This window comes from Bacteroidota bacterium, from assembly GCA_018698135.1.
Lineage (GTDB): Bacteria > Bacteroidota > Bacteroidia > CAILMK01 > JAAYUY01 > JABINZ01.
Genome location: JABINZ010000192.1, coordinates 31299 through 46366, shown reverse-complemented (window position 1 = coordinate 46366; position 15068 = coordinate 31299). Strand labels below are relative to the sequence as shown.

At 33.9% G+C, this 15068-nt stretch carries 14 protein-coding genes; 5 read left to right on the top strand and 9 right to left on the bottom strand.

Going from position 1 to position 15068, the window contains the following annotated elements; translation table 11 throughout:
* Positions 1-77 precede the first annotated feature (77 nt).
* Together priA and HOG71_12420 are read right to left on the bottom strand one after the other, a co-directional pair.
* Positions 78-2543, bottom strand: coding sequence for a primosomal protein N' (gene priA / locus HOG71_12425; GenBank protein MBT5991649.1), 2466 nt, complete (start codon positions 2541-2543; stop codon positions 78-80).
* Positions 2544-2554: 11 nt separating this feature from the next.
* Positions 2555-4573 carry a hypothetical protein gene (locus tag HOG71_12420; GenBank protein MBT5991648.1) on the bottom strand — a complete coding sequence of 673 codons (2019 nt, stop codon included), beginning with the start codon at positions 4571-4573 and terminating at the stop codon, positions 2555-2557.
* Positions 4574-4785: 212 nt separating this feature from the next.
* Here HOG71_12420 and HOG71_12415 point away from each other — a divergent pair, with 212 nt between their 5' ends.
* Positions 4786-5799 (top strand): fatty acid desaturase, encoded by a 1014-nt coding sequence (locus HOG71_12415; protein ID MBT5991647.1) that lies wholly within the window; start codon positions 4786-4788, stop codon positions 5797-5799.
* Between the two features lie 152 nt (positions 5800-5951).
* Here HOG71_12415 and HOG71_12410 read toward each other — a convergent pair whose 3' ends face one another.
* The 4 genes from HOG71_12410 to HOG71_12395 all read right to left on the bottom strand — a co-directional run bounded on the left by HOG71_12410 (position 5952) and on the right by HOG71_12395 (position 7930).
* Positions 5952-6293, bottom strand: a complete 342-nt coding sequence (locus tag HOG71_12410; protein ID MBT5991646.1) for a type II toxin-antitoxin system PemK/MazF family toxin — start codon at positions 6291-6293, stop codon at positions 5952-5954.
* Positions 6283-6513, bottom strand: coding sequence for a hypothetical protein (locus tag HOG71_12405; GenBank protein MBT5991645.1), 231 nt, complete (start codon positions 6511-6513; stop codon positions 6283-6285). The genes HOG71_12410 and HOG71_12405 overlap by 11 nt, the downstream gene beginning before the upstream one ends.
* Before the next feature lie 161 nt (positions 6514-6674).
* Entirely contained in the window at positions 6675-7223 is a 549-nt protein-coding gene (locus tag HOG71_12400; protein ID MBT5991644.1) for a transposase, read from the bottom strand.
* Positions 7224-7348: 125 nt separating this feature from the next.
* On the bottom strand, positions 7349-7930 hold the full coding sequence (locus tag HOG71_12395; protein MBT5991643.1) for a hypothetical protein: 582 nt from the start codon (positions 7928-7930) through the stop codon (positions 7349-7351).
* 287 nt (positions 7931-8217) lie between these two features.
* On the opposite strand from HOG71_12395, the gene HOG71_12390 reads away from it, so the two are divergent.
* Positions 8218-9222, top strand: coding sequence for a DUF288 domain-containing protein (locus HOG71_12390; protein MBT5991642.1), 1005 nt, complete (start codon positions 8218-8220; stop codon positions 9220-9222).
* 41 nt (positions 9223-9263) lie between these two features.
* Here the strand turns inward: HOG71_12390 and HOG71_12385 are convergent, their stop codons facing one another.
* From HOG71_12385 to HOG71_12375, 3 genes are read right to left on the bottom strand one after another with little or no spacing between them, the layout of a single operon-like run.
* Entirely contained in the window at positions 9264-10016 is a 753-nt protein-coding gene (locus HOG71_12385; protein MBT5991641.1) for a transporter, read from the bottom strand.
* A 1-nt stretch (position 10017) separates the two neighbouring features.
* The gene (locus HOG71_12380; GenBank protein ID MBT5991640.1) at positions 10018-10749 is read right to left on the bottom strand and encodes a tRNA threonylcarbamoyladenosine dehydratase; all 732 of its coding nucleotides are present in this window, start codon (positions 10747-10749) and stop codon (positions 10018-10020) included.
* A complete protein-coding gene (locus HOG71_12375) occupies positions 10733-11422 on the bottom strand; it encodes a TatD family hydrolase (GenBank protein ID MBT5991639.1) in 690 nt (229 codons plus the stop codon). The genes HOG71_12380 and HOG71_12375 overlap by 17 nt, the downstream gene beginning before the upstream one ends.
* Positions 11423-11561: 139 nt before the next feature.
* Between HOG71_12375 and HOG71_12370 the strand changes: the two genes are divergently transcribed.
* From HOG71_12370 to HOG71_12360, 3 genes are read left to right on the top strand one after another with little or no spacing between them, the layout of a single operon-like run.
* Complete coding sequence (locus HOG71_12370; GenBank protein ID MBT5991638.1) at positions 11562-12299, top strand: glycosyltransferase family 2 protein; 738 nt, start codon at positions 11562-11564, stop codon at positions 12297-12299.
* A gap of 21 nt (positions 12300-12320) precedes the next feature.
* Positions 12321-14351: an NAD-dependent epimerase/dehydratase family protein gene (locus HOG71_12365; protein MBT5991637.1), complete on the top strand. Its 2031-nt coding sequence runs from the start codon at positions 12321-12323 to the stop codon at positions 14349-14351.
* Between the two features lie 27 nt (positions 14352-14378).
* Positions 14379-14942 (top strand): UpxY family transcription antiterminator, encoded by a 564-nt coding sequence (locus tag HOG71_12360; GenBank protein ID MBT5991636.1) that lies wholly within the window; start codon positions 14379-14381, stop codon positions 14940-14942.
* Positions 14943-15068 lie beyond the last annotated feature (126 nt).

Genomic DNA, 15068 nt, shown 5'->3' with positions numbered 1-15068 from the left:
TAAGTTCTCCGTATTATACTTCCTGAGAAATCCATATTTTATTGCCTAAGCTAATTGCAAGGCATTTTAGTTTAAATCTAAAACGGATCGACATCAACAATAATCTTTATTCTACGATACTTGGGGATAAAGCTAAAAGAAGCCAATTCATCCATTATTTCATTTTTGATTTGAGGAATATTATTATTTCTATTGAGCTTAATAATAATTTCCTGAATGTATTCACTTCTTATTCTGGAAACCAATGGCGCCTCAGGCCCTAACATTTTGTTTCCGACTATTCGCTTTAATCGACTTCCTAATAACTGACTTCCTTCAAGTAAAAGATTGTTATCTCTGTTTTTAAGTGTTAATTTGATCAGTTTCTTAAATGGAGGATAATTAAATTCATCGCGCTCAGGTAAATATTCTTTGAAAAAACCAGAATAATTATGTTCTTTTAAAAAGTCAAAAATTTTATTCGCTGGATTCATACTTTGAATAACAACCCTGCCTCTGTCTTCTCTTCTTCCAGAACGTCCACTAACTTGCGACATAAGCTGATAGCTTCTTTCCACTGCTCTGAAATCAGGAAAGCTTAACATTTGATCTGCATTCAAAATACCAACCAGTTTAACTTTTTCGAAATCTAATCCTTTGGTAACCATTTGTGTGCCGATCAAAATTTGATATTCACCCTTTTCAAAACTTCTTATCATGGTATCAAAAGCCTTTTTGCTCCTGGTCGTATCCATGTCCATTCGCATGACTTGATAATCAGGAAAAATGATTTCAATATCATCTTCTACTTTTTCGGTACCAAAACCTTTCATCAACATTGATGAATTACCACATTGAATACAAGTATTTGGAACTTTCTGTTTGCTTCCACAGTAATGACAATTTACCCGATGACTGTATTTATGATAGGTCATGCTGATATCGCAATTCGTACAATAAGGAATCCAACCGCATGTTTGGCATTCTAAGTAGGGTGCATAACCTCTTCTATTGATAAATAATATTATCTGATCGCCTTGTTCTAAAGTCTTTACACATTCTTCGTATAAAAGACTGGTTAGCTGTCCTTTTAATCTTTTTCTTTTTTGATCTTCAGCTAAATTACTAATTAAAACTTCGGGTGGTGTTACTTCGCTATAGCGCTTATTCATTGTAACCAGTCCAAATTTCTTCTTAGCCGCATTGTAATAACTTTCAAAAGAAGGAGTGGCGCTACCTAAAATGGTTTTAGCTCCATGTAAATTGGCCAATACAATGGCTGTATCCCGTGCCTGATATCTTGGAGCAGGATGTTGTTGCTTATAGGTGTTTTCATGTTCTTCATCAACTACCACCAATCCTAAATTCTGGAAAGGTAAAAATAATGCTGAACGAACTCCTAATACTACTTTGTATTCTTTGTTTAGTGTTTTATGCCATATTTCATAACGCTCGTTGGCGGAGAATTTGGAATGATATATACCAACTTCAGAACCAAAATAAGCTCGTAGTTTTCTGATTAATTGAGCTGATAATGCTATTTCAGGAACTAAATATAGTACCTGTTTTCCTTGCTCAATTATTTCTTCAATTAGTTTTAGATAAACATGTGTTTTTCCTGAACTGGTTATTCCATGAAGTAAAACTACATCCTGACTTTTCTGATTCAGTTTAATCTCATCAAATGCTTGCTGCTGGAAATCTTTCAGTTCAAAATCTTCTTTTTCTTGAATGAATGTTTCAATCCGATCAATATTGATCTTTTTTTCAACAAAGATTCCTTTTTTTATTAATGCTGTAGCGATGGCTGTTGATACTTCGGCCTTATTAAGGACATCTCGTTTAATAACCAGCGGAAACGATTGTGAGATTTGTTGGTAAGCCAAAAGTAAATTCAATTGTTTTGGTGCGGCAGATAGTGTTGAAAACAATGCTTTTAAGGCTTCTTTTGTCGAAAAATCCTGATGTAATTCTAAAACAGTTTCCAGTTTAGGTTTGTATGCTGTAAGCACTTCTTCACGGAAGAAAATAACACCCTGATTGTAAAGTGATTTTAAATAAGGAAAAGCATTTTTAATCTGAAGTATTTGCTCCAATTCGACAACCGACAGTTCCTCTTGCTTTCGCAGACTTTCAACAATTATCTTTTCGTATTCGTGCAAATAATCAATGTTTCCATCAAAGTCATAATTAAGTATTACACGACTTTCACTTTCCATTTTCATGCTGGCGGGTAAGGCTGTGTTCATTACCTCGCCCAATGAACAACAGTAATACTGCGCAATCCATTTCCAAAGTTTAATTTGAGAATCGTTAACAACAGCATGTTCATCCAACACGTCCAAAAGGTCTTTGGCTTTATATGTATCGGGTTGTAGGTTGTGCATCTCAAGTACAATGCCGGTGTAAATTTTCTTTTTCCCAAATTGTACTAAAACTCGTTTGCCTATTTCAACTTGATCTTGAAATTCAAGAGGAATTCTATACGTAAATGATTTATGCAACGGAAATGGCAAAATAATTTCTGCAAATAAGTGGATGTTTTGGTTTTCTGATTTTGCCATGAAGCAAGGAATTATTTCACTTCATACAGTATGGCCGGATACTGTGAGTTTGCGGACAAATCTAAAATAGGAGTCAAACCTTGTGGTGCCATATCTGGATTTAATAAAAAGGCCAGATTCAAATATCGTGATGCTTCGTGCTTGCCAAAATATAGATATTTTATCCCTTTTTGCTTTAAATCCGCTACTAAAAATTGAGCTTCAGATGGAGCGAATTCCACAAATGTACGGTTGATATAATATCCGATTAGTGGCATGGCGGCCATAATTTTTTCTTCCTTTACTTCAGGGTGATCTTTAAAAGGGAAGTGTTCGTTCATCCAATCGCCTGCTTTTACAATTTGTGCTTCAGCCGAATCAATTTTTATTTTGTAAATCAAACCAAATTCTTGTCTTTTTTTAACCTCAATTTTATAGGTTTGATTGCCCTCTTCTTTTTGTGTAATGACTTTGTTCTTTTGATTTGAATAGGCAACCAACTCAAAGTGTGGTGGGAGATTGTTAGGATCTTGCAAAAAGTTAAGTCCTCGGCCCATTTCCCAAACTCCATAAGATACATAATCGACTCCACTTCGCAAAATCAAAGCTAATTGTTCATTGTAGTCAGACGCATTGGGCACCCATGGTTTTTCCAAACCTAAATAATAGGCAATATGCCCCTTTCTGGCCATAATTTTATCACCTCTTGTTTCAATAGGTTCTGCTTTGTCGAATTGCTCTTTTAGTTTTAGCAAGTTTTTATCACCTGAATTTATATTTTCACTGTTGTATGTGTAGGAGTTTGAAAAGGTCCAGATGATTAATATTCCTGAAAGTAGGATTATTAAAACATTCGACTTAACAATTTTGTCTTTAAGAAACTTGTTTTCAGCAAACAAAAAATTCACAGCAAAAACTGTATAGAATGGAATCAGAAATAGAGAAAATCGCTCGCTATAAAAAACCAGTAATAGCACAGCAAAAAATAGTAAACTGGCTAAATAATAAGACCATTGTTGTTTATTAGGTGGTTTTGAAAACAATAGGAGTAAACCCAATAGTGAGAAAATAGAAATATGCCATCCAATTAAACTACTTAAATCTTTTCCTAAATGATCAAAGCCATTATTGAAATACTGTTTAAAAAATTTAGCTGGTTCTTTAAATATAACTTGACTTAGCGAAGAGTACTTATCGCGATTGCCTTGATACCAGAATTCGTCCCAACCCATTTCACCTTTTGCCAAATATTCATAGGCAACATTCTGATAGTTTTGATTGAAAAAAGCTTTGCCTTTTTCTTTGTGGGTATAAACACCCCAAGGAGTGATAATAATAATAAAGGTTCCAATAAAAATAGCAGAAGCAATAATACGATTAAGCCATGTGGTTTTAAATAAATTGATAAAAAGTATTACTGCCAGTGTTGTTATTACGATAAACACACCATTGTAACGAGTAATGTAGGCCAATCCAGCAAATAGCCCAGCCAGCAATAAATTACTCCACTTATATTCTTTGTTGCGAAGCAGAAAGTACAATGCAGCTGAGGCTATCAGGAAAAAGAACATATCAGTTCCTGCTGAATAGGTATACAAGTTAAAGGTTGTGTTTACAGCCATTAGAATAGTTGCTATTAATGCAACCAGTGGTGTGAATAAGTTTCGCAGTATGTTGTAAATGAAATATATAACAATACTGGACGATAGAACTGCAATGAGTATTCCTGCGGAAAAATAATTCCCTGTGATTATTTGTACTAGTGCCAAAATCATTGGATATAATGGTCCTCGGTATTTATCAATTTCAATAGTTCCATCCAAAAAGCTTTGTGCCTGAGGCACGTATGACCAGAAAAAGTCAGTTTCTATTCCGTAATCCCCAATTTTATGGTAGGTGAAGCTGATAATAGCCATGAGGATAAAATAAATTCCTCCTAATACCCAACCCATGTGTTTGTAATCGACAAAGGCAAGAGTTTGCTTTTTTTGTGATTTCTTTTCAACTTTAATTTCAGGCTGTTTTGCTATCTGTTTCTTCTTCTTGGGCATATTGAGATAAATTTTATTAAACCGATATATTATGAAAGAAATTTATTGAAGTCCATGCATTAATTTTCGTAATCCTTTAATTCAATTAAAAATAGCTGCATTTTTTTCAGAAGAAAAATACGGAAATTAAACATTTTTAAAGGCAGCAGATAGTCAAAAAGCTAATTAGAGAACGATGATATTAATAAAATGTTATTTATCTTTGGAAGGTAATGAAACACAATGTGCAAGAAGATTCCAATACCAAATTATCCTGGTACGAAATCGTTTCTAAATATAATCATCCAAGTAGCTTGCGAGGCGCTTGGCAAATTGTTAATTCAGTTGGCCCATTCTTAATCGTATGGTATTTTATGTACCAAAGCTTATCGGTTTCGTATTGGTTAACCATTCTACTATCCTTTATAGCAGCTGGTTTTTCAGTTCGGATTTTCATTATCTTTCATGATTGCGGACACGGATCTTTTTATAAATCCAGACAATGGAATAAAATAGTAGGTTCTATATTGGGCTTATTCTTTTTTACTCCTTTTTGGAAATGGAAAATAAGCCATGATATTCATCATCAAACTGTCGGGAACTTAGATGAAAGAGGAGTAGGAGATGTTAAGACGTTTACGGTTAAGGAATATCTGAAGTTACCCAAATCGAAAAGACGATTTTATAAATTCTATCGTCATCCTTTGCTCATGTTTCCTATTGGTGGACTCTTCATTTTTCTCATCCAGAATAGATTTTCATCCAAAGATCGAACTGTTAAAGAACACCTGAATGTTCATCTGATCAATCTTGTTATGGCTGCTATTATAGTGGGCATAAGTCTAATGATTGGATTCAAAGCGTTTATTCTTATTGAGTTGCCCATTTTGTTAATTGCTTCAGCAGCAGGTGTTTCTCTTTTCTACATCCAACACCAATTCGATGATGTTCAGTGGGAACGTAAAGAAAGTTGGGATTATAAAACGATGGCATTAAAAGGAAGTTCATATTTTAAATTACCAAAAATACTGCAGTGGTTTACTGGAAATATAGGCATTCATCATATCCATCATTTAAGTCCTAAAATACCCAACTATTATTTGCAAAAATGCTTGAGCGAAAATGAGGAATTTCATATCAAACCCATTACCATAAAGAATAGTTTTAAAAGCCTTAGGCTTCGTTTATGGGATGAAGATAAAAATCAGATTGTAAGTTTCAAATCTCTGCAATCGAATGAGAATTAATTTGAAGATTAATTGTTGAGTTCAACTATTTAAGAGAAGTTAGCACTGTTTTTCGGTTTTCGTCACGCACATAATGTGCGCGCGAGTGAGGGATTAATTGTTGAGTTCATATGGGACTAGTTGAGTGCTGATGAGCAAGTCAAAGTAATTCTTTATAAATCAAGAACAATCTTTATATTTTCTTTGATTTGTTCTTCAATATTAGATGTTAATCTCCCAATTCTTTTTATTAGTCTTTTATTGTCTATAGCTCTTAATTGATCAATAAGGATGTCAGCTGCTTTATCAAGATTTGCGGTTCTTTTTTTCAGATGAACTCTCAGTATTTTACTTTCTTTTTGAATGTTTGTTGTTAGAGGGCATATTATTGATGAAGGATGCTTGCTATTTAATAAATTAGTTTGAACAATTACAACTGGTCGTGTTTTACCTGGCTCAGTTCCTATTCTAGGATTAAGGTCAGCAATCCAAATCTCAAATTGCTTAATATGCATCTTCGAGTAATTCAAATTCGCTTAAAACATTTATGCTTTCTTTACTTACAAGTTTCGATTCTTTTTCTAACTGTTTTTCTAACAATTTCCTTTTCTGAATCTGATTATAGAATGCTAATGCTTCATTTATGTATCGATTTCTAGGAACTTTAAATTTTTTCAGTAAACTTTCTGTTTCTTTAAAAATTGAGTCATCTAGTTTTAATGATAAATTTTGCATTGTTGTATATTTTGTTAGTATATGCTACAAATATATGCTATTGTTATTAAAATTCCAAATATTTGTCATGACTCCAAGGGGTTGAGATCTGCGCTGTGTCAATCCTTCTTCTCAATACTAGTGCGCGCATTTTGCGCGTGCAACACATTTAGCAATAACTTTTATTCAATAAGTTCAATTTCCAATTGTCCTTTTTCTCCACAGTAAGTTTTAGCTGATGAATATGCATAGTCTTCTGCAATTGACATTAGACTACTTTTAACTGGATTTTCATGTAGATAGTTCAACCTATCATCAAGCATTTTATTTGTATACAATTCAACAGGATGATTTCCATCCTGCCAAATTTTATATTTCTTGATTCGTTTCAGCTCTTCAGCCCTTTTACTGAAAACTTTTAAAGCTTTTTGATCTTTATCGGAATTAGAAGATTCGATTTCTTTGGCAATCTTAATAGATGTAAATCTTTTAAAATCTCTTAAAATGTCAGATAAGAAATACGTCCCTTTTCTACTAATGATTAAATGAATATGATTTGGCATGATGCACCACGCATGTATAACTAATCCTTTTTCTTGTTGACAAAATTTTAATGAGTTGAGAATGATATCGCACATTTTCTTTTTCAGAAACAATGGTACCCATTCAACAATTGTTGATGTGACGAAATATATTCCATCGGGATTATGAAATTTATATTTTTCAGACATGAAGTAAAAATAGTGAAAATATGTGATTGTGTAGGTTTTTTCAGTTTCAAAATGGATGTTAGTGGTTTTGGTCACGCACATAATGTGCGCGCGAGTAAGTGAACTCCTATTTATTAGGGAACGTTTTATTTAAACATTGCATCCAAATCAATTTGAACTGGAATTGTTTTTTCTAATTTTCCATAAACGAAACAAATCGAAAGGATATTATTCCCAATTAGTTCTATTCCACAATTCCATAATATTGAAGTTGATGTTCTTTCAAAATTATCAAGCGAATATGGTGATATGTTTTCAAGTGATAAATTTAAAAGTTGTGTTCCAAAACTATCATAGATCACAATAATCTCATCACCAAATCCTGAGTAATACCAATTATCTATTGTAACAAGATATTTCCCATTATTTGAAACATGAGCAGAAATAGGAGATATTTTATTCAATAATTGCTTTTCCCAAACTAAACTATCTCCTATCAAACTTCTTGTGTACATTTTTGCAATACACGGTTCAAATTCAAGAATATCTAAATCCATAGAATCTCTATAATTTTCTAAGCTTTCTTTAATAAGTTTACCAGGTATTATACACACATAATATGAGCTGTCTGAACTATAATAGACTTTCGTTTTTGGTTCTTCCCATGAATCAGCATAGGAAATATGCCAAAATGTGATTATCAAGTATATAAGTACAAATTGTTTCATTTTAATGTTCCCTAACTTGGTTTCTAACGAATGTTTATTTCACAATAACTACGATATATAATTATAATGCGAATGTTTAATGCTTTGATCAAAAACAGATATTTATTGTCAACCAAATCAGATAAAGAATTCTCAAATTTATGTAATAGTTTTATAAATATGTAACGCATAATGCTATTTATGAATTTGTTCTTTTTTCTCTAAACAGTTTTCTAGATCATTTGAATTCTATTAAGAAAGGGTAGATAAGCAAATGCTTTGTATTTTTGCTCGCAAAATCTGATGTAATGGAAAAAACAGCCCTGATAATAACGTCAATTTCTGCTCCTAATCCTGTGATGAAAAGTCTGGCTGAAGGTAGCTTGAAAAACAATGTTGACTTTATAGTAATTGGTGATACAAAGTCGCCTGACAAATTTGAACTGAATGGATGTGATTTTTATTCTTACGAGGAGCAATTAAAACTGAAATTCAAGTTTGCCAAAGAAGTTCCAACCCGTCATTATGGTCGTAAAAATATTGGTTATTTATTGGCTATTCAAAATGGTGCTGAATTGATGCTGGAAACAGATGATGACAACTTTCCACGAGCTTCTTTTTGGGCAGATCGAAACATTCAGCAAAAATCAGCTGTTTCGGAAGGTGATTATTGGTTGAATACCTACACCTATTTTACAGATAAATTCATTTGGCCACGTGGTTTTTCATTGGAGCATTTGCAACAGATTCAACCGGCTAAGGATTCTTTCCCCATAAAAGACATTATTTCACCCATACAGCAAGGTTTAGCTGATGAAAATCCGGATGTAGATGCCATGTTTCGTTTATCATATCCTTTGCCTGTAAGTTTTGAAAAGGATTTTAATTTAGCTTTAGGAAAGGGAAGTTGGTGTCCGTTTAATAGTCAGAACACTACTTGGTTTAAAGAGGCATTTCCATTGATGTATTTGCCATCCTACTGTAGTTTTCGTATGACCGACATTTGGCGAAGTTTTATTGCTCAACGCATTTTGTGGGAAAACAATTGGCATTTACTTTTTCATAACTCTACCGTGTGGCAAGATCGAAACGAGCATAATTTAATGAAGGATTTTGAAGATGAAATTCCAGGTTATTTAAACAACGATAGGATTGTTAAAACATTGGAAGATTTAGATATCAAATCGGGAGAACAATATTTAAGCGATAATGTTATAAAATGCTACCAAGCTTTGGTAGATATGGAGTTAGTTGGAAAAGACGAAATAAAACTCATTCATAGCTGGTATGAAGATTTGGCTTCTATTAATTAATTTTCAATATTCTGGCTCAAGATAGGACGAGCAACAATAATTTATCTTGGAATTCGCCAACTCAATCCTGCGGATAAATAGTAGTCTGTTGCCATGTCATTTAATCCAATTCCTGCAGAAGCATCTATTTGTAAATTGTCATATAGTAGGAAAGTTAATCCTCCATCAGCTAATTGTTGGACACCTTCCTTATTCCAAATATCTCCAAATGCTTCAATATAGCATCCAAACTTTTCTGTAAGTCCTAATCCTAATGCTACGGTATAAACTCCCACGGGCATATTATGATTTCCATCCCATTCAATCGCTACATTATAACCTAACGAAAGCTTTTCTGAGAATGTATGCGAAAATGCTAACCTTAGGTCTGGTGCTATTCTATCTGTTTTAAAATCTTCGCTTGCAATTTTGGGAATTCCTAAACCTCCTAGTAAAGCAATACCGGGAAATACTCCATCCTCATTCGTAAATTCAAGCTTAAAACCAACATAAATAGGATTAAAACCTTTCAATTTTGCAGCTCCTGTTTTGGGCGTGTATATAGAATAATCAACGCCAAGTCTTAATTCAAAATCCTTAATAATTCCATACCTCAAAAGTGTAGAGTTTGCGGTAATTGTTTTTTCTCCAAGCTGAATTTTTGTTTCAAAGACATATCCTGATTCTATTTGCAAACTATGTAAAGGCACAACCTGAGCCGATTCAGTTTGATCTGGTCGATCTGTAATTAGTTCCTGAGCGTATGTATAAACTGTAGATGCTACCAATGCAATTATCAATACTAATTTGTTCATCTTATTCTTTTATTAAGTCATTAATTACTACTGATGCACAATAGTTCCCAAAAATAGCAGGCATATAAGAAATTGTACCCACATTGGTTTTTTTATTTTGTTCATTTTCGACATAAATCAATGCTTCTTTAATGACTTTTTCTGAGGAATAAACGGCCTTAAAACCGCTGGTAATATTTAGTTTCCTTAGTCTTTTCCGAACATGAATGGCCAAATTACAAGTGTGTGTGTCAGCAATATCAGCAATATGTATTTTTGTCGGATCGAGTTTAGCACCTGCCCCCATAGCACTTACAAGCCTTTGCTTATTATTCATGGCATGAAAAAGAAGAAAAACTTTGGGCGAAAGTGTGTCTATTGCATCCACAATATAATCGTATGGTTTTGAAACAAGATCTGTTAAGTTTTCATCCTTCAGGTAAGTGTTTACAATATTCAATTTTAAATCAGGATTTATATCTTTTAATCGGTTAGCGATAACTTCCGTTTTATCCATCCCAATTGTTGAATGCAATGCCGGAAGTTGGCGGTTTATATTACTTAAACTCACTTGATCGCTATCAGCAATTGTAAGTTCACCAATTCCTGCCCGTACCAATTGTTCGGTAGCAGTTGCACCAACCCCACCCAAGCCAATAACTAACACATGCGCCTGATTTAAGCGATTTAGTTTTTCTTCACCCAATAATAATTTGGTTCGCGATTGCCAGTGGTTTTCAAATTGTGAGCTCATCAAACAGTCTTTTATAATTCGCAAAGATCTGTTCTTTTATTTTTTCGACATAGCAATCTTTAAAATCGGCAGCTAATTGATAAAGTTCAATAACTGTAAATGATTTGTCATCTGTTTCGAAAAACAATTTATCCAAAGGGAATTTTTGAAATTCTTTAAATGTTTTACTGTTTTTATTCATTAATAAATGACCGATAGATATATAGCAGCCGGCATCAAAAATTTTAGTAGCTTTTTCAAAATCACCACTAAAACCATGAAAAATCCAAGGGATATTGGCTTTACTTTCTTGTCGAATTCTTAATAATTCATTAGTGGATTTAACATTATGTATGATAAGTGGTTTCTTCAGTTTTTCAGAGATTGTTATATGTGCTTTTAATACTTCGATTTGCTCAGCTAAAGGAGTTTCAATTTTTTTGTCAAGGCCACTTTCTCCGATTGCCAATACTTTGGGGTATTTTGCAAATTGGGTTAATCGTCTGAATTGACTTTCAAGATTTCCATATTTGATGTGCCAGGGATGAAGCCCCAATGAGTATGTATCTTGTTTGGCAAGTAAATCATTATCCATTTCTTCCGCAAATACATTACGAAGAATGAAAACAAAGTTCCTGCAACTTTTTCGATGAGTATGAATATCGATGAACTGATCTTCAAATGGTCTTAGCATGTTGCGAATTTATAGATTATTTAAGAATATACATATAGCACTATATTAATCATTGAATGTTGCACAACAAATCAAGATGTAAAAGCATGGACAAAAAATGATTGCTTTTGGTACTTTTGCATTGCTTAAAATTAATAGCATGAACTATTACGATAATGATTTTGCAATCACGGTTCCTATGGCTAACGAGGAAGAGGGCTTTGACGAGTTCGTGACTCTTGTCAAAAAAGTGTTTGATAAATTGGGTCAGGGAACAGCCTATTTTGTAATTGATAATGTTTCAAAGGATAAAACTTTGGTAATGAGCCAGGAATTAGAAGCCAAAGACAAACGATTTAAAACCGTTTGGGCTCCTGAGAATAGAAATGTAGTGGATGCCTACATGCGTGGTTTGCGTGAAGCTTACAATCATAATCATGATATTATTATTGAAATGGATGCAGGATTATCACACGATCCAAGGGCTATCAATATGTTTATACGCGTTTTAAACGAAGGCAATGAATGTGCATTTGGCAGCCGTTTCAACAATGGTGGCTCTATGGCCGATTCACCACTTTTCAGGCGTTTACTTTCAAAAAATGGAACCCGGATGACAAACCTGTTATTAGGCACTCGCATGTATGACATGACTTCTGGCTTTCAAGCATTTCATCGTGAAATTGTTAAGCAAATCATTGATTATCCTTTTAAGTCAAAAGCACATTTTTACCAAACAGAAATGCGTTATTTATTACGCAAAAAACGCTATCAGGAAGTTCCTATTCATTACCGCGCACCTTCAAAAAGTGTTTCTAAGGGAGCAATTAAAAATGCTGTTTTAGTGTTACTCTATTATTTCAGGAAGCGATTAGGATTTAGCGCAAAATATTTATAAGCAAAAGCAAATTAATACAGAATGAAAAAAGTTGTTGTAACAGGGGCATCGGGGCATATTGGATTTCATGTTGCTAAAGAATTATTGAGCAGGGGATATGATACAACAATTCTGATCAGGAGAGAAAACTTAAATGTATTTAAACTCAAAAAATTAGGCGCAAAAACACATAATTGCGATTTACTTAATCCTGAATCATATGCCAATCAACTTACTCATATTGATGCAGTTTTTCATTTAGCAGCAGAAAACACGACCAGTCGATCAAATGAAGACCGGATCATTCAGAACACAGCTGGAATTACAGAGGTCTTTTTCAATTCCTGCTTGGAGCAGAAGGTTCCTATTCTAATTTATACAAGTTCTGTGGTCGTTTTAGGTAGAAGTGAAAATAAGGATGTTCTTATCACCGAGAATGATCGTACAAAATTCATTGAAAGTCCGTATGTAAACGGAAAACTGATAGCAGAAGATTTTGTTGAATCATTGATTCAGGAGAAAAATGCTGACATCAGGAGAGTTTATCCATCTTGGGTAATCGGTCCAAATGATCCTAAGATGACTCCCCCTCATAAAATCATTACTGATTATGTTTCAAAGGGTCAACCATTCTATTTTTCCGGAGGTATATCGTTGGCATCAGTTACAGAAATTGCCAAAGCTCAGGTTAATCTTTTTGAACGAGGTGAGAAACAAGGGAAATATATTCTGGGTGGTTCAAACGTTACTTTCAAAGAGTTTTATGATACATTATCAGATTATAGTCTTTTTTCAAAACCTGTTATTAAAATACCAAAATGGTTAATTGTTTTGGGTGCTCGAATGACTGCTCCTATTTTTAAACTATTTGGCATGCAACCCATACTTGAAGCATCTTATGCAAAGAGTGTTTTTGGGAACTTTTCATGGTATGATAGTTCTAAAGCAGTACAAGATTTGGATTATAAAATAATTCCTACAAAAGAATTGATTTCGGATGCTGTACATGAAGCAAACAAACGAATTACAGGCACAACTAAGCTGGGAATGAAGCTTAAGGAGAATGCAAATGTGTCAAAAGAAGAGGGAAAACTGTTAATAACAGGTGCTCCAGGTTGGTTGGCCAATCGTATGATCGACATCATGATCAATGGAGATATTGATGGTGAGTTTCAGTCCAACCGTGCCGTTAGGCTATTAGTTCAAAAATCACACAGTGATTTGTTGGATTTACCATCGAACTATGAGATAGTGTATGGTGATATTACTAATAAAAAAGATATTTCGGATGCATTGGATGGCGTGACAAGCGTATTTCATATAGCTGGTGCTATTTATCCATCCAAGATCAAAGTGCTATATCAGGTTAATGAAAAAGGAACCCAAAATTTGGTGGATGCTTGCATAGAAAAAAACATTCGAAGAATTATTTACATGTCTACTGATTCAGTTTGTGGTCATGGCACGAAAAAGAAAAGGATATTTGATGAATACAATATAGCATCGCCCTACAAGAATTATGGAAAAAGTAAATATCTGGGCGAAAAGTATTTATTGGATCAAACAAAGAAAGGATTTGTTGATGGAACATCCATGCGAGGGTTCTGGTTTTTCGGGCCATTTGCACCCCCGCGACAATTGAATTTTCTGGGGATGTTTAGCTGGCCAAAACAATTGGTATTTGGAAATGGAAGGAATTTTCGTTCTACATCCCATGTAGATGATATTGTTCAAGCTTTTTTCAAAGCTGAAAAAAAAGAAAACACCTATGGCAAGTGGTATTGGATTGCTGGGAATGAACACACGATGAGTGTTGACGATATTTATCAAACCATAGCCAAAAGTTTAGGAACAGATTATAAGCCAATTCATCTCCCGAATTGGATGTGCAGCATGTTTAGCCTTGCTGATAGTATGTTGGGATTATTTGGATTCTTGCATCCAACTATTCACGCTGCTGGCAAGTTTCATTACGATATTGCTGGTAAAATTGATGCTGCAAAACGAGATTTTAACTATGAACCGAAATTCAGTTTTGAGGAAACAGCAAAAGGATTAAAAGAGTTGATTTAGACAAAAGACTAAATTATCATGTAAGAAATGGCAACTATTATTGATAAGGAACCCAAGTGGTATGCAGCATATACAAAATCAAGAGGCGAAAAGAAAGTTAGTGAGAAGCTTACTGAAAAAGGGGTAGAGCATTATCTGGCGATTCACAAAATTCTGAAACAATGGAGTGATCGCAAAAAATGGGTTGAAGAAGCTGTATTCAAGTCCTATATATTTATTAAAATTGGAATGGATGATTACTATGATGTTCTAAATACAGAAGGAATTGTCTCTTTTGTCAGGCTTGGAAGATTTCCCGAACCAATTCCTGAACGACAGATTTTAGCCGTAAAAAAAATGTTAGAATCTGATATTGAAATTGAAGTGAATACGCAGGAATACAAACTTGGAGATGCAGTTCAAATTATTCGAGGACCACTTGAGGGATTAATTGGGAATTTAGCTGAAGCACAGGGGCATCATAAGTTTATAATACATGTAGAGGTTATTGGACAAAACTTAGCGATGACAATTCCCAAATCTCATCTTAAGAAGATCAGTGGTGCGGAGGAAATGCACCAGAAGAGCAAAATGCAGAAGCGGTTTTTGTAGGTATTTGGAACTCATCCCTAGCCCTTCTCTACTGCGTAAAGAAGGGAACAGATTGTACTCCTATATATTTGTGAATAAAATTATAGTTTTGAAGTAGGATTAATTCCCCTTCTTTGATTTTTCAGA